The following is a 19,527-nucleotide window of genomic DNA, read 5'->3' as shown; positions in this document are numbered from 1 at the left end:
CGCGGGCGGTCCGCGCCCGCCGTCTCAGCCGAGCCGGCGCAGGCTCTGGCTGGGGCTTTCGCCGTAGCGTTCCTTGTAGCCGGCGCTGAAGCGCCCCATGTGGGCGAAGCCCCAGCGCAGCGCCACGCCGGCGATGTTGCGGCTTTCGCCCGAGACCAGCTCGGCGCGGGCGCGTTCCATGCGCAGGTCGCGCAGGTAGTGCATGGGGCTGACGCCCAGGAACTCCTTGAATCCCGCATACAGGCTGCGCACGCTGACGCCGGCGATGCGCGCCAGCTGTTCGGCGCTGACGGGTTCGTGCGCATGCGCCTGCAGATAGTCCTGCACGCTGCGCACGTGGCGCGGCAGCACCGCGCCGCGGCGGCCGGGCAGCACGCCGGTGTAGTTGTGGGGCTGGGCCGAGAGCAGGGTGGCGGCGGCCAGCTGTTCCATCTGATGCACGATGAGCTTGTGCGTGGCCAGGTCGGCGTGCTGCGTGGAGCAGTCCAGCAGATAGCTCATCAGGCAGCGCCAGGCCGGGCACTCGCGCCAGCGAAAGCCCAGCTGGAAGCGCAGCGGCCGGTCCAGCGCACAGCCCAGGTGACCCACCAGGGTGCGTTCCAGCAGCGAGCGGCCGACGCGCAGCATGAACTGGTCGTTGTCGTCGGCCCAGCGCATCGCCAGGTCGTCGTCCGGGCTGACCACCGAGGCGACCTCGGGCGTCGAATCCAGCTGCTGCGGACCGCTGCTGATGCGGGCGCAGCCCGACAGCGGCATCTGCACCAGGAAGAAGTCCTCCAGCGGGCCGGGCCGGATCTCGACCTGGGCGCCGTAGCGCAGGCGGTTCAACGAGACCTCGCCCAGCGGCTGGTGATGCATGCGCGCATCCAGGCGCTGCAGCGCGCCGACCACGCCCAGGTGATGCGGGCGCATCACCCGGCCGACCATGGAGCGGGCCTCGTCCAGATCGCCGGAGGCGAACAATTGCTGCGCAGGCAGGCCCAGGACCGACTCGATCCGCGGCCCGGCCGGCGGCCAAGAAGTGCTGGTAGCGGACTGCATCGTGTCGAGCATGGCGGGGAACTCCAGTGCCGGGGCCTTGAAGGCTTTGATAGTAAAGCTGCGCCGGCTCTGGGGGACTGGTGGAAAACCCGTCCAGGAACGGGGAGTTCTATCCGCTTTTTGCGCTGGCTGTCCGCCGGGTGCAGGAAACCGGAGGGCAGGCGGCCAGGGCCGGCCGTAACCAGCCGGCCCCGTTGCCTCAGTGCATCTTGCCGTAGCGGCCGGCGTTGAAGTCCTGGATGGCTTCGACGATTTCCGCCTGCGTGTTCATCACGAAGGGGCCGTACCCGACCACCGGTTCGTCGATGGGCTCGCCGCTCAGCACCAGGAACACCGCGTCGTTGTTGGCTTCGACGGTGATGTCCTCGCCCTCCAGGGAGAACAGCGCCAGCTGCGCGTCGCGCGCCACGGTTTCGCCGTTGACCAGCACCGTGCCGCGCAGCACGACCAGCATGCTGTTGCGGCCTTCGGCGACGGGGAAGGTCGCCGACTTGCCTGCGGCGAGCCTGACGTCCCACACGTCCATCGGCGTGAAGGTGCGCGCCGGCCCCGCATGGCCCGCGTAGTTGCCCGCGATCACGCGCAGCGTGCCCGCGCCGTCCGGCAGTTCCACCGCCGGGATGTCCGCGTCGAGGATGCCCTGGTAGCCGGCCGGCGCCATCTTGTCCTTGGCGGGCAGGTTGACCCACAGCTGCACCATCTCCAGCTCGCCACCCTTGCGGGTGAAGGCGTGGGAATGGAACTCTTCGTGCAGGATGCCCGAGGCCGCCGTCATCCATTGCACGTCGCCGGGACCGATGACGCCGCCGTTGCCGGTGGAATCGCGGTGCTCGACTTCGCCGCTGTAGACGATGGTCACGGTCTCAAAGCCGCGGTGCGGATGCTGCCCGACGCCGCGGGGCTGCTCGGCCGGCTCGAATTGGGCCGGGCCGGCGTAGTCCAGCAGCAGGAACGGGCTGGTGTTCTTGCCTTTGTCGTTATAGGAGAACATGGAGCGCACCGGGAAGCCGTCGCCCACCCAGTGGGGACGGGGGCTGGCATGCAATCCGAGAATCTTCTTCATGGTCGTATTTCCTGTTGCGGGGCCCCTACGGGGCCGTTCGTCATACATAAGAAGATAAGGGCGCAAGCCCGCTGGCGGTAGTCCCCCGCATTGATAAGCACCGTTCCATGTATCGGACGATGGGGCGGGAACTCGCGGCTCGCGTATCCTGCGGGAATGGCGGATAGCAAACACATGGCCCCCGCGGGGCAGGAAGACCAGGTCCAGGGCTTTGCCCCGGTGGCGGCGGCGGATGCGCGCGTGCTGGTGCTGGGCTCGATGCCGGGCGTGGCTTCGCTGCGCCAGGCCCGCTATTACGCCCATCCGCGCAACGCCTTCTGGCCCATCGCGGCCAGCATTTTCGGCTTCGATCCCGGCCTGGAATACGGCCAGCGCCTGTTGGCCCTGCAGGCGGCTGGCGTGGCCTTGTGGGACGTGCTGCAGGCCTGCGAACGCCCCGGCAGCCTGGATGCCGACATCCGCGGCGACACCCTGGTCGCCAACGATTTCGCCGCATTCCTGGAACGCCATCCGGCCATCGTCCGGGTCTGCTTCAACGGCGGCAAGGCCGCCGCGCTCTATCGCCGGCATGTACTGCCCGGTCTGGCCGTGCCGCTGGAGTACATCGATCTGCCGTCGACCAGCCCGGCGCATGCGGCGGCGTCCTTCGAGCGCAAGCTGGCTGCCTGGAGCAGGGCGCTCAAGCTCGCGGATTGACGGTTTCCAGGCGAGGACCGGGCCGGGACGCAGGCATTGCGTTCCCGGTTTCGCTCTTATCCGTCCCCGGTTTGATACTTATCAAGCCTCTATATAACTCCAAGTGATAAGTTAATTCCTGTAACAGAATCATCGCTTGGAGAAGCACTATGAGTACCCCCGCCAGCCCCCCGGAACCGCCACTACCGGGTAAACGAGGCTTTCTGAAGGGATTGTTGGGCTTGGGGGCCGCGGCCACCGTCATCCCCATCCGCGCCGAGGCCGTCGGCATCAATGGCCAGCCGCCGCGTCGCCCGGGCATGCCGGGCAAGCGCTATGGCATGGTCGTGGACATGCGCAAATGCATCGGCTGCCAGTCCTGTACGGTCAGCTGTTCCATGGAGAACCTGCCGCCGATCGGGCAGTTCCGCACCACCGTCCTGCAGTACGAAGTCGCGCCGGACAACGGCGATCCGGCGTCCATGGTGATGCTGCCGCGCCTGTGCAACCACTGCGACAACCCGCCTTGCGTGCCGGTCTGTCCGGTGCAGGCCACGTTCCAGCGCGAAGACGGCATTGTGCTGGTCGACAACGAGCGCTGCGTGGGCTGCGCCTATTGCGTGCAGGCCTGTCCCTACGACGCCCGTTTCATCAACCACGAGACGCAGACCGCCGACAAGTGCACCTTCTGCGAGCACCGCCTGGAAGCGGGACTGCTGCCGGCCTGCGTGGAAAGCTGCGTGGGCGGCGCGCGCGTCATCGGCGACCTGAACGATCCCGACAGCGCCATTTCCCAATTGCTGGCCGAGCACAAGCAGGACATCAAGGTGCTCAAGCCCGAAATGAAGACCGATCCCCACGTCTATTACATCGGCCTGCCCGATGCGTTCGTCCATCAGGTCGACGGCCAGGCCGGCGTGCGGCTGGCGGGCGGCCATTGAGCCATCGAAGGGGATAAGCATGCAGATCTCTGAATTGTTGACGCCGGTCTACGACGCCGCCTGGCTGCCTTGGGCCGTGCAGTATTTCTTCCTCATCGGCATCGCCGCCACCACCGCGCTGACCGCCGCCTTCGCGGCCTTCGGCAGCGCGGGCTCGCCCGCGCGCCGCCTGTTGCCCGCGGCCGTGACGGTGCTGCTGGTCAGCGCCATCGCCGCGCCCGTGTCGCTGCTGGCGGACCTGCACCAGCCGGGCCGCTTCTGGCATTTCTACGCGCATATCACGCCCTGGTCGTGGATGTGGCTGGGCGCCTTGCTGCTGCCGGTGTTCGTGACCCTGGCGCTGCTGTTCTGCGCCGCCTGGTGGTGGGGCCGCATCGGCTGGGTGCGCGTGCTGGGCATGGCGCTGGCGGTGTCGGCGTTGTCCATCCTGGTCTACACCGGCGCCGAAGTCATGGTGCTGCGTTCGCGGCCGCTGTGGCACACGGTGTTCCTGCCGGTGAACTTCGCGCTGACCGCCTGGCTGGGCGCGCTGGGAGCCATGTTCCTGGTGGGCCGCTGGCTGCGCGGCGGCACGCAGGCCATGCCGGTGGAGCTGCTGCGCAGCCTCAGCGTGACGGCGGTGGTGATGATGGCGTTGGGCGCGGGCGCCTGGATGCTGCTGGGCCTGCTGGGCATGGACCCTTCGTTCGACGCCGCGCTGCGCCTGTTCGCGGAGTTCCCGATCTGGCGCGTCAGCCTGGCTGGCGCCGTGGCCACGGGTTTTTGCATGATCGCGCTGCTGCAGCGTCCGGCGCGCACGCTGGCCGCGCCGTTGCCCTCGGCCGCGCTGGCGCTGACCATGCTGGCCGCCGCCTGGATCTTCCGCTGGGTGGTCTTCATGAGCGTGCAGGGCGTGCCGAAGTACGGCGCCGGACTCTACCTGTACGACATGCCCTGGGGCAGCGACGGCCTGCTGGGCATGGCGGGCGTGCTGGGCCTGTGCGTGGCGCTGGTCGCCGCCGTGACCTACGCCCTGGAGCTGTTCCCGGCGCGCACGCGGGGCCTGGCGGCCTAGGGCCTGTTGACACTGAAGAAGCCTCGCGCAGGCCGGGAAACGGCTGCCTGGGCAGGCGCTGGCGCCGCTGCCGCGAGGCCAAAGAACCTGGAATAGATCGCAATGGACAAGCAACACGAAGACGACAAGCATGGCGCCCCGCCGGACGGGACGCCGGACCAGCCGCAAGACGAGGCGCGGCGCAAGCTGATGGTGCGCGGCGGCGTGGTCGCCGGCGGCATGGCGGCCTTCGCCGCCGGCTATGGCGAAACCGTGGTCCGGGCCGTGAAGGGCCTGGCGCAAGGCACGGCCGGCGTGCCCACGGCGCATGCCGTGCGCGGCAATTCGCTGACGCCGGAATTCCGCATCGACCCCTTGACGGGCGCGCTCAGCGCGCAGCCGGGCCAGACGGTCAGCCCCTCCAGCTGCCTGGGCTGCTGGACCCAGTGCGGCGTGCGGCTGCGCGTGGACACGAAGGAAAACCGCATCCTGCGCGTGGCCGGCAACCCCTATCATCCGCTGGCCACGACCCGGCCGGCGTCCATGGACGTGCCGGTGCGCGACGTCTACGCGCAGCTGGGCGGCGACAACGGCCTGGAAGGGCGCGCCACCTCCTGCGCCCGCGGCTCGGCCATGCTGGAACAGATGAACAGCCCCTTCCGCGTGTTGCAGCCGCTCAAGCGGGTGGGCAAGCGCGGCGAGGGCAAGTGGCAGACCATTTCCTTCGAGCAGCTGGTGCAGGAAGTGTGCGAAGGCGGCGATCTGTTCGGCGAGGGCCATGTCGATGGGCTGCGCGCCATCTACGACCGGGAGACGCCGCTGGATCCGCAGAACCCGGAGTACGGCGCCAAGGTCAACCAGTTCCTGTTCACCGACGCGTCCAACGAAGGACGCACTCCACTGATCCAGCGCTTCGCCGGGCAGTCGTTCGGCACCGTCAACTTCAGCAACCATGGCTCCTATTGCGGCCAGAGCTTCCGCGTGGGCGCGGGCGCCGCGCTGGGCGACCTCAAGGGCATGCCGCACGGCAAGCCGGATTGGGACAATGCGCGCTTCGGTCTGTTCATTGGCGCCGCGCCGGCGCAGGCCGGCAACCCGTTCCAGCGCCAGGCCCGCCAGCTGGCCGAGGCCCGCGTGCGGCCGCAGGAGCAAGGCTTCACCTACGTGGTCGTGTCGCCCATGCTGCCGGCCTCGTCCAGCCTGTCGGCCGGCTCCGGCAATGAATGGGTGCCCGTCAATCCGGCGGGCGACCTGGGCCTGGCCATGGGCCTGATCCGTTGGATCCTGGACAACGAACGCTACGACGCGCGCGCGCTGGCGCAGCCCGGTCCCAACGCCATGAAGGCCGCGGGCGAGGCGGCCTGGACCAACGCCACCCATCTGGTGGTGGCGGAACCCGGCCATCCGCGCCTGGGCAGCTTCCTGCGCGGCGCCGACCTGGGCTGGCCGCGTCCGGCCGACGCGGACGAGAAATGGGAGGACGTGTACGTGGTGCGCCTGGAGGACGGCACGCTGGCGCCGCACACCTCGGCCGCGCCCGCCGCGCTGTTCGTGGACGAGGCGGTCTCCGCGTCCGGCATGGAAGGCGCGCCGCAAGCGCTGCGCGTGCGCAGTTCGCTGTCGCTGCTGCGCGAGGAAGCGCGCCGCAAGACGCTGGACGAATACGCGGAACTGAGCGGCGTGCCCGCGTCCAAGATCGCGTCGCTTGCCGAGCGCTTCACCAGCTACGGCAAGCGTGCCGTGGCCGACGCGCACGGCGGCACGATGAGCGGCTCGGGCTTCTATACCGCCTATGCCATTGCCATGCTGAACACGTTGGTGGGCAACCTCAACGTGGAAGGCGGCCTGGTGCTGGACGCCGGCCCGTTCCCGCCTTACGGCCAGGGGCCGCGCTACAACATCGCCGGCTTTGCGAACCGCGCCACGCCCAAGGGCGTGGGCCTGTCGCGCAACCGCTTCCCTTATGAGAAGTCCAGCGAGTTCAAGCGCAAGAAGGCGGCTGGCCAGCCGGCCTATCCGGCGGCGGCGCCCTGGTATCCGGCCACCGGCGGGCTCAGCTCGGAAATGCTGGCGTCCGCGCTGGCGGGTTATCCGTACCACGCCAAGGTCTGGTTCAACCATATGAGCAACCCGATCTACGGCATCGCGGGACTCAAGAGCGTCATCATCGACAAGATGAAGGACCCGCGCCTGCTGCCGCTGTCGGTGTCCATCAACCCCTTCATCAACGAGACCAATGCGCTGGCCGACTACATCGTGCCGGACACGGTCACCTATGAAAGCTGGGGCGTGTCGGCGCCGTGGGCGGACGTGGTCGCCAAGGCCTCCACCGTGCGCTGGCCCGCCGTGCAGCCGCGCGTGGCGCGCACGGCCACGGACGAGCCGGTCTGCCTGGAAACCTTCCTGATCGCCTGCGCCAAGCGGCTGGACATGCCGGGCTTTGGCGCCGGCGCCATCTCGGACAAGGACGGCGCCAAGTATGCGCTGGACACGCCCGAGGACTTCTTCCTGCGCGGCATGGCCAACATCGCCTACGCGGCCGGCAAGCCCGTGCCAGAGGCCAGCGACGACGACATGGCGCTCACCGGCGTCGACCGCTACAGCGCGCTGCTGCAACAGAAGCTCAAGCCGGGCGAATGGCGCCAGGTCGCCATGCTGATGAGCCGCGGCGGACGCTTCGACAGGATGGAGGACGCCTGGGTCGGCGACAGCGGGGCGCGGCAGACGCGCGCCGCCCACGCCAAGCCGCTGCAGGTCTGGAGCGAGGAACTGGCGGGCTTCCGCCATTCCATGACGGGCGAACGCTACAGCGGCTGTCCCACCTGGTATCCGACGCGCCTGGCCGACGGCCGCGACATGAGAGCTCAGTACGAACGCAAGGACTGGCCGTTCCTGCTCAGCTCCTTCAAGTCCAACCTGATGAGCTCCATGTCCATCGGCGTGAACCGCCTGCGTCAGGTGCATCCGCACAATCCGGTGTCGATCAACCGGCAGGACGGCGAGCGCCTGGGCATCCGCAATGGCGACGCGGTGCGCATCGTGACGCCTGGCGGCGCGGTGACCGGGCTGGCGCTGCTGCGCGATGGCATCCAGCCGGGCGCGGTGGGCATCGAGCACGGCTACGGCCACACCGAGCTTGGCGCGCGCGCCCACGTGATCGATGGCAAACCCATGCCGCACGATCCGGCGCTGGGCGCGGGCGTGAACTTGAACGATCTGGGATTCGGCGACGCCACCCGCGGCGAGCATGCCAACGTCTGGATCGACTGGGTCTCGGGCGCCGCGGTGCGCCAGGGCCTGCCGGCGCGAATCGAGCGGGTTTGAGCGGATAGCGCTGGAGGCGGCGTTCTGTTCGGCCGATGCCGGACGGAACGCTAGGGCGTCACGGTATCGGCCACCAATTCCAGGCCGTTGGCGTGAATGCCTATACCGGACAGGGAGCCGCCCAGGTCGCCCGGCCGGGCGGCCGCGGTGCCAGAGCGGCTGACCCGGATCTCCACCCGCACCTTGTCGGCGCGCGACAGCGTCGCGTCGGGCGACATGGCGCTGCTGTCGTCCAGCACGAAATCGCGGGGCAGGTCGGAAACCTGCATGCGCAGGATGGCCAGCGGCATGCGCGAACCCTGTTCGGGACGCGCCAGGATGAACACGGTATCGGTGGGTTGGACGCGGTCGCGCAACGCGCCGGCGATGCTGGCGCGGCCGCTGATGCGGGCGGCGGCCGGCGCACTCGCGGCGGGCTGTGTGGAGGCGGAGGCTGGATTCGGGGTTGCGGAAGCAGCGGGTGTTTTAGCGGGCGCGCCTGTCGGCGCATCGATGGATGATCCGGCAGAGGCCGTGGCGGATGAGCCGGCGGAGGCCGTGGCGGATGTCCCGGCCGGCGCCGCCGCCATGGCGCGCGCCTGCGCGATATTGGACTGGATCTGCCGCGCCGCTTCCGAATCGGGCGGCAGCAGGGCCTGCAGCCGTTCCCAATACGCCAGCGCCTCGGCCGCATCGCCGCGGCGCAGCGCCATCATGCCGGCCAGGGCCAGCGCCTTGGGCTGGTCCGGCTGCGCCGCCAGGGACTGTGCCACCGCTGCGATGGAGGCGGCGTCGGGCGCGCCCTGGTTGGCCGACAGCAGCGCGTCGGCCAGATCGGCCAGCACCGCGGGTTGTCCCGGCACCAGGCGCAGCACCTGCTGGTAGGCGGCCACCGCATCGGTGTAGCGGCCCAGGGTTTCATACGAACGCGCCAGCATGTACCAGCCGTCGGCGTCATCGGGCGCCGCCCGCAGCCGCTGAGCCAGCGCGTTGATGGCAAGCGTCATGTCCTGGTTCGTTTCCCCCGCGTGCGGTTCGGCCGGCTGGCCGGCGCTGACGCTGGCCGCCGCGCGCGGATTGCCCAGCTGGCCGTACAGCAGCACGGCCGCCACGGGGATCAGCACGGTCAGCAGGCAGGCCGCCGCCAGGCCCGCGCGCTGTCCGGTCCAGGGCGCGGCTTTTGCGCGGCGCAGGTCCAGGTCCTGCAGCAGGTCGCGCTGCAACTCTTCTTCCGCGCGCGCCAGCGCTTGCGCGCTGAGGCTGCCGTTGTTCATGTCGCGCCGCAGCTGTTCGCGCTGCGCCAGATAGAAGGCGCGCACGTTGGCGTCGCTTGCGGTTTCCGCGGGCGGCGCGCGCCGCAGCAAGGGCGGGATCAGGCACAGCAGGGTCGCCAGCAGCAGTACCACCACGGTGAGCCAGAGCGCGGTCATGAGCCGGTATCCAGGAAGCGGGCCGCGCGCTCGCGTTCGTCGGCCGTCAGGGGCGCGCGCGCGCCGGCGCGGCGCTTGAGCGTGCGCGCCAGCACCAGGAAGCCCAGCGCCAGGAGCGCGAACGGTCCCAGCCACAGCAGCCAGGTGATGGGCTTGAAGGGCGGGTCGTAGCGTACGAAGTCGCCATAGCGGTCTTCAAAGAAACGCATGATCTGCGCGTCGCTGCGGCCCGCAGCCAACTGGTCGCGGATCAGTTTGCGCATGTCCTGGGCCAGCGGCGCGTTTGACTCGGCCAGCGTCTGGTTCTGGCATACCAGGCAACGCAGTCCGTGGGCCAGCTTGTCGGCGCGTTGTTCCAGGACAGGCGGCAATGTGGCGGCCGCGTGCACCTGGGCGCGCGCGGCGCCGGCCAGGGCCAGAGCCATGCCCAGCAGCAGGCCGGCCAGCGCGGTGCGGAACAGGCCAGGCAACTGCCCCCGCGACAAATTCTCAAGCGAGCGGTGAAATCGGCGGCGAGCAAAGGCGAGCAAGGACTTCATCGCAGCGCCTCTATCGTCGGCTGGATCCGGCTGCGCCAGATTTCGGGCGTGATCAGGCCCAGCTGCTTGTAGCGGATGCGGCCGTCGCGGTCGATGACGAAGGTCTCGGGCACGCCGTAGACGCCGTATTCGATGCCGATGCGGCCGTCCACGTCGCTGGCCGACGCGATGTAGGGATTGCCGTTGCGCGCCAGCCAGGCCTCGGCGTCCTCCGGCTTGTCCTTGTAGTTCAGACCGTATAGCGGAATGCCGTGGCGCTGCGCGACCTCGCGCAGCACGGGCAACTCGTCCTTGCAGGGCCCGCACCAGGAGGCCCAGACATTCAGCAGCCAGACCTGGCCGCGCAGTGACTGCACCTCCAGTTTCTGGCCGGGCGCCAGCAGGACGGGCAGGCCAATCGCGGGGGCGGGCTTGTCTATCATGGCCGAGGGCACGGCCCGCGGATCGCGCGACAGGCCCATCGCCAGGAACACGGCCATGGCCAGGAAGGCCGCCAGCGGCGCCAGGTAGCGCAGCATCAGACGCCCTCCTGCGTGGTCCGGGCCGGGGCGGGCATGGCCGCCTGCGGCGCGCGCGCCGGCTCCTGGGCGCGGCGGTAGCGTTTGTCGCCGGCCGCCAGCAGGCCGCCCAGCGCCATCAGGATGCAGCCCGTCCAGATCCAGGTCATGAAGGGCTTGACCTGCAGGCGCACGGTCCAGGCCGTGTCGCCCACCGGTTCGCCCAGCGCCACGAACAGATCGCGGGTGAAGCCGCTGTCTATGTCGGCCTGGCTCAACGCCATGTCTTGCACGGTATAGAGGCGCTTTTCCGGATACAGGGTCAGCACCGGCTTGCCGTTGCGGGTCACCGGGAACACGCCGCGCTGGGCGCTGTAGTTGGGGCCGGCCGCGGGGCCGATGCTGGCGAAGGTGAACGCATAGCCGCCGGCTTCCTGCGTGGCGCCCAACTCCATCCGCAGTTCTTGTTTGACCTCGTAGCCGTTGGCCAGCGTGACGCCCGCGATGAAGATGCCCACGCCCGCGTGGGCCAGCAGCATGCCGTACCAGGAGCGCGGCTGGCGGCCCAGCCGGCGCAGCCACTGGCCGTCGCCGTCCGTCAGGCGCTGCCAGGCGTGCACCGCGGCGCTTGCGACCGACCACGCCGCCAGCCACAGCCCCAGCATCACCATGGGCGAACCCAGCCGCGCCGGACCGGGCATGGCCAGCGGCAGCAGCACGGCCGTGGCCACGCTGACGCCGAAGGCGATGCGCAGCCGGCGCCCCAGGTCGGGCAGTTCCGCCTGTTTCCAGCGCGCCACCGGGCCGATGCCCATCAGGAATATCGCCGGCGTCATCAGCGGCACGAACACGGCTTCGAAGTAGGGCGGGCCGATGGAGATCTTGCCCCACTCCAGCACGTCCAGCGCCACCGGATAGAGCGTGCCCAGCAGCACCGATCCCGCCGCCACGGTCAGCACCACATTGTTGGACAGCAGCAGCGATTCGCGCGAGAGCAGCGAGAATCCGCCGCCCAGGCCCACGCTGGGCGCGCGCCACGCGTACAACGCCAGCGATCCGCCCACGATCACCAGCATGAAACCCAGTATGTAGAGGCCGCGTCCCGGGTCCACCGCGAAGGCATGGACGGAAGTCAGCACGCCGGAGCGCACCAGGAACGTGCCCAGGATGCTGAGCGAGAAGGTGCAGATCGCCAGCAGCACCGTCCAGCTGCGGAAGGCGCCGCGCCTTTCGGTCACGATCAGGGAATGGATCAGCGCGGTGCCCGCCAGCCAGGGCATGAACGAGGCGTTCTCGACCGGATCCCAGAACCACCAGCCGCCCCAGCCCAGCACGTAGTAGGCCCAGGCGCTGCCCAACAGGATGCCTATGGTCAGGAAGGTCCAGGCCGCCAATGTCCAGGGCCGGACCCAGCGCGCCCACATCGCATCCAGTTCGCCCGACAGCAGCGCCGCGATGGCGAAGGCGAAGGCTACCGAGAAGCCCACGTAGCCCATGTACAGCATGGGCGGGTGCACGATCATGCCCGGGTCCTGCAGCAGCGGATTCAGGTCGCGGCCGGCCATGGCCGGCGGCATCAGGCGCTCGAAGGGGTTGGACAGGAACAGCAGGAACAGCAGGAAGCCCACGCTGATCCAGCCCATCACCGCCAATACGCGGCCGACGAAGGGCAGCGGCAGGCGGCGGCTGCACAGCGCCACGGCCAGGGTCCATGCTGTCAGCAGGTACAGCCACAGCAGCAGCGATCCTTCGTGTCCGCCCCAGACCGCGGCGAAGCGATAGGCGGCCGGCAGGTCCGCGTGCGAATTGGCCGCCACGTACAGGACGGAAAAGTCGTTGTCCACGAACGACCAGGCCAGGCAGCCGATGGCTATCGTGGTCAGGCAGAACTGTCCCACGGCGGCGGGCCGGGCTACCCGCAGCCCCGCTTGCCAGCCTGTGGCTGCGCCCAGCAGCGGCAGCACGCCCTGCGCCAGCGCCACCAGCAGCGCCAGTATCAGGCTGAACAGTCCGATCTCGGGAATCATCGCGCCTCCGCGCGCATGCTGCCGGGGTTGGCGCCGGACGCGCGCTTGATCGCGTCGGCGGCCTCGGGCGGCATGTAGTTTTCGTCGTGCTTGGCCAGCACCTCGGTCGCGCGGAACACGCCGTCCGGTCCCAGCTTGCCGGCCACCACCACGCCCTTGCCCTCGCGGAACAGATCGGGCAGCAGGCCCTGGTAGGTCACCGGCACGGTGTGCGCGGTGTCCGTCACCACGAAGCGCAGCGTCAGGCCATCGGCCTCGCGGCGCAGCGATCCTTGCTCCACCAGGCCGCCCACGCGGAAGCTGCCGCTGGCGGGCGCCTCCTTCGCCATCACCTGGGTGGGGCTGAAGAAGAACACCAGATTGGATTGCAGGGCGTTGAGCACCAGCACGGCGGCCGCGGCCAACAGGCCCAGGCCGCCTGCGATAGCCAGCGCGCGGCGCTTGCGCGGGCTCATCGCGCGGTCCTTTCGGGGCGCGCCGCCGGCGCCTGGCCAGGCGCCGCGCGCCGGGCGCGGGCGCGGCGCCACAGCAGCAGCGCCTCCAGGCCGATGAGCGCCAGCGTCACGCCATACGCGCCCAGCAGATAGGGGCTGTGGCCTTCCAGCGAGAACAGCGCTGCCCAGCTCATGGCGCCTCCCGCCGGGGACGAGTCGCGCCCGGTTCGCGTTCCGCGATGATGCCGCGCACGCGCGCCAGCGCCGCAGCCGCGCTGTACAGCCAGAACGCCGCCACCATCAGCAGCATCGCCGTCACCATGATGTGCGCCATGCTGGGCGCGGTGGTGAGATTGATGGACGCGCCCTGGTGCAGGGTGCTCCACCAGCGCACCGAGAAATAGATGATGGGCACGTTGATCACGCCCGCCAGCACCAGGATGGCGCCGCCACGGTCGGCGCGCTGCGCGTCGTCGTCGGCGGCGGCCTGCAAGGCCATGAAGCCCAGGTACAGGAACAGCAGTATCAATTCGGAAGTCAGCCTGGCGTCCCACACCCACCAGGTGCCCCAGGTCGGCTTGCCCCACAGCGCGCCGGTCCACAGGGTCAGGAAGGTGAACAGCGCGCCGGTGGGAGCCAGGGCCCGCATCATCATGAACGACAGGCGGGTGTTGAAGATCAGGCCCAGCGCGGCGTACAGCGCCATGACCAGGTACAGGAACATCGACATCCATGCCGCCGCGACGTGGATGAACAGGATGCGGTAGACCTCGCCCTGCTGGCTGTCGGTGGGCGCCACGGCCAGGCCCACGTAGAGTCCCGCAGCCGCGAACAGCGCGGCGGCCAGCGCCAGCCACGGAATCATCCGGCCGGCCAGGGGATAGAACAGCGCGGGCGAGGCGTAGCGCAGCCAGCCCGCGCCGGAGGCGGCGGGCGGATACGAGTCCAGGGCAGGGTGCTTGTGCATGGCGTCCTCAGTCCAGCGCCACGCGCAGCGCCGCCGAGGCGCTCCAGGGGCACAACAGGATGGCCAGGCACAGGCAGGCGCCTAGCAGCGACAGTTGCGGTCCGGCGCCCAGGCCCGCGTGGGTGGCCGACACCGCGCCGGCGCCGAAGATCAGCACCGGCACGTACAGCGGCAGCACCAGCAGCGGCAGCAGGGCGCCGCCGCGCAGACCCAAGGTCAGCGCCGCGCCCAGTCCGCCCACCAGCGCCAGCGTCGGCGTGCCCAGCAGCAGCGACAGCGCCAGGACGCCGATGGCCTGCGGCGGCAGGCCGAATTGCAGGGCCAGCACCGGGCTGGCCAGGATCAGGGGCAGGCAACTGCTGAACCAGTGCGCCGCCAGCTTGGCACCCACCAGCAGCGGCAGCGAATGCGGCGACACCAGCAGTTGCTCCAGCGCGCCGTTGTCGTAGTCCTGGGCGAAAGGGCGGTTCAGCGTCAGCAGGATGCCCAGCAGGGCGCAGACCCACAGCACGCCGGGTCCTATCGCCAGCAGCAGCGCGGGATCGGGGCCGACCGCCAGCGGGAACAGCGTGCCTGCCACGACGAAGAAGAGGGTGGCGCCCAGCGTGTCCGCGGGCCGTCTCCAGGCCAGCCGGATTTCACGCAACGCCAACTGCGACAGCGTAGCCAGCATCCGCGTAGTCATCCATGTCCAGGGTTTGGGTATGCGCGGGGGCGGTGCCCGGCTCGCGGTGCGACGCGACCACCGCGGCGCCGCCGGCCGCCAGGTGGTTCTCCAGCGCCAGGCGCAGCAATTCCAGGCTGGCCGCGTCCAGGCCTGCGTCCGGCTCGTCCAGCAGCCACAGCGGCTTGCCGCCAAGCACCACCGCCGCCAGCGCCAGCCGCCGTCCCTGGCCCTGGGACAGGCGCAGCGTCGCGACGTCGGCGCAGGATTCCAGGTGCCATGCGCGCAATGCTTCCGCGATGCGCGCCGCCGCCAGCGGCGTGCCCGCGACGTGCAGCGCATAAAGCAGGTTCTCGGCGGCGCTCAGCTCGCGGCACAGGCCATTGCCATGCCCCAGGTACGCCATGCCGGCGCGGTAGCCCGCGGGATCGCGGCGCGCATCGGCGCCGCGCCACAGCACGCTGCCCGCTAGCGGCCGCAACAGGCCCGCCAGCATGCGCAACAGGCTGGTCTTGCCGCTGCCGTTGGCGCCGCGCACGTGCAGCAGCTGGCCGCCATGCAATTCGAAGTCCAGAGGCGCGCCGCAGCCGCGGCGGCCGATAAGTCCGCGCGCGCAAAGCATGGGCGGCGGCGCGTCAGCGGGCCGCATTCGCGACCTCCGTGCCGGCGCCCGGGCGTTCCGGCGCCATGGAGGTCGGGCCCGGGCCCATGTTGGGCAGCTTGTGGGCAATGCCCTTGTGGCAGTCGATGCAGGTCTTGCTCTTGTCCGCCAGGTAGGTGGAATGCATGTTCTGCGCGCGCGGGCTCTGGCGCGTGAAGTCCATGTATTCATAGTTGTGGCAGTTGCGGCATTCCAGCGAATCGTTGGCCTTGAAGCGCGCCCACTCGTGCTGGGCCAGTTCCAGGCGCTTGTCCACGAACTTCTCGCGCGTGTCGATGGTGCCGAAGATCTTGCCCCAGACTTCCTTGGACGCCTGCATCTTGCGCGCGATCTTGTCGGTCCAGTTGTGCGGCACGTGGCAGTCCGAGCACAACGCCCGCACGCCGGAGCGGTTGGTGAAGTGGATGGTGCCCTTGAGCTCGGCATACACGTTGTCGCGCATTTCGTGGCAGCCGGTGCAGAACTTCTCGGTGTTGGTGAGTTCCATGGCGGTGTTGAAGGCGCCCCAGAACAGGATGCCGCCGATGAATCCGCCGACCGTCAGGAAGCCCAGGCTGAAATGCACGCTGGGCCGTCGGATGATGTTCCAGTAGCGCTTGATGAGTGCGAGCATGGCTGCCTCCGGTCGCTTACTTCTTGGCCGGCGCCGGGGCGGTCAGGCGCTTGAGGATCACGTCGATGTCCTGGTAGGTGTTGGACACCAGCGGCTTGGCCTCGGTCTGCGGCACGTGGCATTGCACGCAGAAGTAGCGCCGCGGCGACACTTCCGCCAGCACGTTGCTGTCGCGGTCCATGTAGTGGGTCACGCTCAGCGGCGGCGCCTGGGTTTCCTCGGTGTTGACGCGGGCGTGGCAGGCCAGGCAGCGGTTGAAGTTCTTGTCGATCTGGTAGCCGTCGATCTTGTGGGGAATGGTGGGCGGCTGCATGGAATACGTGCGCATCCGCTTGATGTCCTTGTTCTCCACCGGGCTCATGAGCGGCGGATCGGCTTCCTGTGCGATCGGCGTGGGGCCGCGCATCGGGTCTTCGACCTCCAGCTGCGGCGGCGCCGCCCAGGCGGTGGAACCGAGGATGACGCATGTCGCGAGGGTAAGGGCGCGTAGGTTCATGGCTGTCTCCGGTTCGCCTTCAGACCTTGACGATCTTGACCGCGCACTTCTTGAAGTCGGTCTGGAACGAAATCGGGTCGGTGGCATCCAGCGTGACCTTGTTGATCAGCTGGCCGGCGTCGAACCAGGGCACGAAGACCAGGCCGCGCGGCGGCTTGTCGCGTCCGCGGGTTTCCAGGCGCGTGCGCATCTTGCCGCGCCGTGACACGATTTCCACTTCGACGCCGCGCCGCAGGCCCATCTCCTGGGCGTCGTCGGGGTGCATGAAACAGACCGCGTTGGGAAAGGCCCGGTACAGCTCCGGCACCCGCCGCGTCATCGACCCCGAATGCCAGTGCTCCAGGATGCGGCCGGTGGACAGCCAGAACGGGTATTCCTTGTCCGGCGACTCCGCGGGCGGTTCGTAGGGCAGGGCGTAGATCACCGCGCGGCCGTCCGGGTTGCCGTAGAACTCGAAGCCGGCGCCGGGCTTGACGTAGGGATCGCTGCCTTCACGGTAGCGCCACAACGTTTCCTTGCCCTTGACCACCGGCCAGCGCAGGCCGCGCACCTCGTGGTACGTGTCGAAGGGAGCCAGATCGTGGCCGTGCCCGCGGCCGAATTCGGCGTACTCCTCGAACAGCCCCTTTTGCGCGTAGAAGCCGAAGGCCTCGGCTTCCTGGTTGGCATAGTCCTTGTCGCGCTCGGTGTTCGGATAGCGGTTGACCTTGCCGTTGGCGAACAGCACGTCGAACAGCGTCTTGCCGCGGTACTCGGGCTTCTTGGCCAGCAGGTCTGCGGGCCAGACCTCCTCGATCTTGAAGCGTTTGGAAAATTCCATCAGCTGCCAAAGGTCCGAGCGCGCATCGCCCGGCGCGTTGACCAACTGGTGCCAGAACTGGGTGCGGCGCTCCGCGTTGCCGTAGGCGCCTTCCTTTTCCACCCACATCGCGGTCGGCAGGATCAAGTCGGCCGAAATCGTCGTCACCGTGGGGTAGGCATCCGAGACCACGATGAAGTTCTCGGGGTTGCGGTAGCCGGGCAGTCCTTCGTTCATGAGGTTGGCGGCCGCCTGCATATTGTTGTTGACCATCACCCAGTAGGCGTTGATCTTGCCGTCCTTGAGCATCCGGTTCTGCAATACCGCGTGCGCGCCCACCTTGGCGGGGATGGTGCCGTCGGGCAGTTGCCAGATTTCCTCGGCATGCGCGCGGTGCTGGGGATTGGTCACCACCAGATCGGCCGGCAGGCGGTGCGAGAACGTGCCGACCTCGCGCGCGGTGCCACAGGCCGAGGGCTGGCCGGTCAAGGAGAACGGGCTGTTGCCCGGCGTGGAGATCTTGCCGGTCAGCAGATGGATGTTGTAGGCCATGTTGTTGGCCCACACGCCGCGCGTGTGCTGGTTGAAGCCCATGGTCCAGAACGAGGTCACGCGGACCTTGGGATCTGCGTATAGCTCGGCCAGTTCCTCCAGCTGCTTCTTGGGCACGCCGCTCAGCTTGGCGGTGTAGTCCAGGTCGTACTTGGAGACGAACTTGGCGAATTCGTCGAAGGTAATGGGCTTGGAGCCGCCGGCGTCGCCGGCGTTCTTGGCGGCCTTCTGCAGCGGATTGTCGGGGCGAAGTCCATAGCCGATGTCGGCATTGCCTTCGCGGAAGGTCGTGTGCTTGTCGACGAAATCCCGGTTCACGCGCTTGGTCTGGATGATGTGGTTGGCGATGTAGTTCAGGATCGCCAGGTCCGTCTGCGGCGTGAAGGTCAGCGCCATGTCGGCCAGCTCGTAGGAGCGGTGCTCGAAGGTGGACAGCACGACGACCTTGGTCTTGGGCGCGGACAGCCGGCGGTCGGTCACGCGGGTCCACAGGATCGGATGCATCTCCGCCATGTTGGAGCCCCACAGCACGAAGGCATCGGCATTCTCGATGTCGTCGTAGCAGCCCATGGGTTCGTCGGCGCCGAAGGTGCGCATGAAGCCCACCGCCGCCGAGGCCATGCAGTGGCGCGCGTTGGGATCCAGGTTGTTGGTCCGGAAGCCCGCCTTCATCAGCTTGAGCGCGGCATAGCCTTCCCAGATGGTCCATTGGCCCGAGCCGAACATGCCCACGGCCTCCGGCCCCTTGTCCTTCAGCACCCGCTTGAACTGCTCGGCCATGACGTCGAAGGCCTGGTCCCAGGATACCGGGGCGAACTCGCCGTCCTTGGCGTACTTGCCATCCTTCATGCGCAACAGCGGCGTGGTCAGCCGGTCGTTGCCGTACATGATCTTGGACAGGAAGTAGCCTTTGACGCAGTTCAGGCCCTTGTTCACCTCAGCGTTGAAATCGCCGTGCGTGGCCACGACCTGGTTGTCCTTCACCGCGACGTTGACGCCGCAGCCGGTCCCGCAGAACCTACAGGGCGCCTTGGACCACTTGAGCTTGGCGGCCTCGGATTCGGTGACGATGTTCTGCGTGTAGCCGACGATAGGAATGCCGGCCACGGTGGCGGCGGCTGCGGCGGCGGATTGCTTGATGAAGTCTCTACGAGCCATTGCCATCGTCAATCTCCTCGTTCATCGCGTCCAGCGAGTCGGCGTGCTGGTAGACCAGCGCCGAAGCCAGCACGCCATCCAGGCGCTGGATCTCCGAGATCCTGGCCATCATGTCGTCGGTGGAGGGCGCCTCCAGGGTGACCACCAGTTTCCCGGTGTCGGAGGCGCCATGGATTTCCGCGCCGGCGATCGCGAGGATCGCCAGGCGGACGTCGGGCAAGCGGCGGGGCGCGGCGTGCACCACCATGCTGGCGATATGCAGCTCTGGCGGCGCCGCAGGCGGCGCGGAGTGGGGGAGCGCGGACATGAATGGGGTTCCGTCGCGTCGCATCAGCTGCCGGGAGGGCCGGCGAACAGCTGATAGAACCAGACGATGAAACCGTAGCCCGCCACGATGATTACCGACAGGACGGGCGCCATGACGGCCGTCAGGAACAGGAAACTGCGCAGTTCCTGAGGCTTGGTGTAGCCATCAGACTCGTTTTGCACAAACCACCTCACTACGACAGTTGGGGTATTGCGTTTAACGTGCGGATATCGACGCTTTTAGCAGATGGTTTTGAAAGGCGTCAATGTTGCGCCACGGCGTAACAATCAGCGTTGGCGCTATATGAAGAGGCATATGACGCGCATG

Annotated in this window: 20 protein-coding genes; 4 read left to right on the top strand and 16 right to left on the bottom strand. The window is 68.6% G+C overall.

Annotation, left to right across the window (positions count from 1 at the left end):
* Positions 1-24 precede the first annotated feature (24 nt).
* Together HWY37_RS33440 and HWY37_RS33435 are read right to left on the bottom strand one after the other, a co-directional pair.
* Positions 25-1,053, bottom strand: a complete 1,029-nt coding sequence (locus tag HWY37_RS33440) for an AraC family transcriptional regulator (protein ID WP_176090820.1) — start codon at positions 1,051-1,053, stop codon at positions 25-27.
* Positions 1,054-1,240: 187 nt separating this feature from the next.
* Complete coding sequence (locus HWY37_RS33435) at positions 1,241-2,104, bottom strand: pirin family protein (protein ID WP_176090819.1); 864 nt, start codon at positions 2,102-2,104, stop codon at positions 1,241-1,243.
* A gap of 174 nt (positions 2,105-2,278) precedes the next feature.
* Here HWY37_RS33435 and HWY37_RS33430 point away from each other — a divergent pair, with 174 nt between their 5' ends.
* The 4 genes from HWY37_RS33430 to HWY37_RS33415 all read left to right on the top strand — a co-directional run bounded on the left by HWY37_RS33430 (position 2,279) and on the right by HWY37_RS33415 (position 8,077).
* Entirely contained in the window at positions 2,279-2,800 is a 522-nt protein-coding gene (locus HWY37_RS33430) for a DNA-deoxyinosine glycosylase (protein WP_246302476.1), read from the top strand.
* Between the two features lie 149 nt (positions 2,801-2,949).
* A complete protein-coding gene (gene dsrO, locus HWY37_RS33425) occupies positions 2,950-3,720 on the top strand; it encodes a sulfate reduction electron transfer complex DsrMKJOP subunit DsrO (RefSeq protein ID WP_175210200.1) in 771 nt (256 codons plus the stop codon).
* Positions 3,721-3,739: 19 nt separating this feature from the next.
* The gene (nrfD, locus tag HWY37_RS33420; protein ID WP_176090817.1) at positions 3,740-4,774 is read left to right on the top strand and encodes an NrfD/PsrC family molybdoenzyme membrane anchor subunit; all 1,035 of its coding nucleotides are present in this window, start codon (positions 3,740-3,742) and stop codon (positions 4,772-4,774) included.
* 102 nt (positions 4,775-4,876) lie between these two features.
* Positions 4,877-8,077 carry a tetrathionate reductase subunit A gene (locus tag HWY37_RS33415; protein ID WP_176090816.1) on the top strand — a complete coding sequence of 1,067 codons (3,201 nt, stop codon included), beginning with the start codon at positions 4,877-4,879 and terminating at the stop codon, positions 8,075-8,077.
* 50 nt (positions 8,078-8,127) lie between these two features.
* On the opposite strand, the gene ccmI is transcribed toward HWY37_RS33415, so the two are convergent.
* From ccmI to napE, 14 genes are all read right to left on the bottom strand, one after another.
* Entirely contained in the window at positions 8,128-9,486 is a 1,359-nt protein-coding gene (ccmI, locus tag HWY37_RS33410) for a c-type cytochrome biogenesis protein CcmI (RefSeq protein ID WP_176090815.1), read from the bottom strand.
* The gene (locus tag HWY37_RS33405) at positions 9,483-9,911 is read right to left on the bottom strand and encodes a cytochrome c-type biogenesis protein (protein WP_176090828.1); all 429 of its coding nucleotides are present in this window, start codon (positions 9,909-9,911) and stop codon (positions 9,483-9,485) included. Before HWY37_RS33405 ends, ccmI begins: the two co-directional genes overlap by 4 nt.
* A 110-nt stretch (positions 9,912-10,021) precedes the next feature.
* The gene (locus HWY37_RS33400; RefSeq protein WP_175210196.1) at positions 10,022-10,543 is read right to left on the bottom strand and encodes a DsbE family thiol:disulfide interchange protein; all 522 of its coding nucleotides are present in this window, start codon (positions 10,541-10,543) and stop codon (positions 10,022-10,024) included.
* Positions 10,543-12,549: a heme lyase CcmF/NrfE family subunit gene (locus HWY37_RS33395; RefSeq protein WP_175210195.1), complete on the bottom strand. Its 2,007-nt coding sequence runs from the start codon at positions 12,547-12,549 to the stop codon at positions 10,543-10,545. The genes HWY37_RS33400 and HWY37_RS33395 overlap by 1 nt, the downstream gene beginning before the upstream one ends.
* The gene (gene ccmE, locus HWY37_RS33390) at positions 12,546-13,004 is read right to left on the bottom strand and encodes a cytochrome c maturation protein CcmE (RefSeq protein WP_175210194.1); all 459 of its coding nucleotides are present in this window, start codon (positions 13,002-13,004) and stop codon (positions 12,546-12,548) included. The genes HWY37_RS33395 and ccmE overlap by 4 nt, the downstream gene beginning before the upstream one ends.
* Entirely contained in the window at positions 13,001-13,177 is a 177-nt protein-coding gene (ccmD, locus tag HWY37_RS33385) for a heme exporter protein CcmD (protein ID WP_176090814.1), read from the bottom strand. Before ccmD ends, ccmE begins: the two co-directional genes overlap by 4 nt.
* Positions 13,174-13,950, bottom strand: coding sequence for a heme ABC transporter permease CcmC (gene ccmC, locus HWY37_RS33380; protein WP_176090813.1), 777 nt, complete (start codon positions 13,948-13,950; stop codon positions 13,174-13,176). The genes ccmD and ccmC overlap by 4 nt, the downstream gene beginning before the upstream one ends.
* Before the next feature lie 7 nt (positions 13,951-13,957).
* Positions 13,958-14,623, bottom strand: coding sequence for a heme exporter protein CcmB (gene ccmB / locus HWY37_RS33375; RefSeq protein ID WP_175210632.1), 666 nt, complete (start codon positions 14,621-14,623; stop codon positions 13,958-13,960).
* Positions 14,589-15,263: a heme ABC exporter ATP-binding protein CcmA gene (ccmA, locus tag HWY37_RS33370; protein ID WP_175210598.1), complete on the bottom strand. Its 675-nt coding sequence runs from the start codon at positions 15,261-15,263 to the stop codon at positions 14,589-14,591. The genes ccmB and ccmA overlap by 35 nt, the downstream gene beginning before the upstream one ends.
* Positions 15,250-15,888, bottom strand: a complete 639-nt coding sequence (locus tag HWY37_RS33365; RefSeq protein ID WP_175210599.1) for a cytochrome c3 family protein — start codon at positions 15,886-15,888, stop codon at positions 15,250-15,252. Before HWY37_RS33365 ends, ccmA begins: the two co-directional genes overlap by 14 nt.
* 16 nt (positions 15,889-15,904) lie before the next feature.
* Positions 15,905-16,384, bottom strand: a complete 480-nt coding sequence (locus HWY37_RS33360) for a nitrate reductase cytochrome c-type subunit (RefSeq protein WP_176090812.1) — start codon at positions 16,382-16,384, stop codon at positions 15,905-15,907.
* 19 nt (positions 16,385-16,403) lie between these two features.
* Complete coding sequence (gene napA / locus HWY37_RS33355; protein ID WP_176090811.1) at positions 16,404-18,899, bottom strand: periplasmic nitrate reductase subunit alpha; 2,496 nt, start codon at positions 18,897-18,899, stop codon at positions 16,404-16,406.
* Positions 18,883-19,200: a chaperone NapD gene (locus tag HWY37_RS33350; protein ID WP_175210603.1), complete on the bottom strand. Its 318-nt coding sequence runs from the start codon at positions 19,198-19,200 to the stop codon at positions 18,883-18,885. The genes napA and HWY37_RS33350 overlap by 17 nt, the downstream gene beginning before the upstream one ends.
* Positions 19,201-19,223: 23 nt before the next feature.
* Positions 19,224-19,382, bottom strand: a complete 159-nt coding sequence (gene napE, locus HWY37_RS33345; RefSeq protein ID WP_129244695.1) for a periplasmic nitrate reductase, NapE protein — start codon at positions 19,380-19,382, stop codon at positions 19,224-19,226.
* Positions 19,383-19,527: the final 145 nt, after the last annotated feature.

It is taken from the genome of Achromobacter anxifer, assembly GCF_903652925.1.
GTDB lineage: Bacteria > Pseudomonadota > Gammaproteobacteria > Burkholderiales > Burkholderiaceae_B > Achromobacter > Achromobacter anxifer.
The sequence above is the reverse complement of the archived record's forward strand: the minus strand, read 5'-3'. Positions and strand labels throughout refer to the sequence as shown.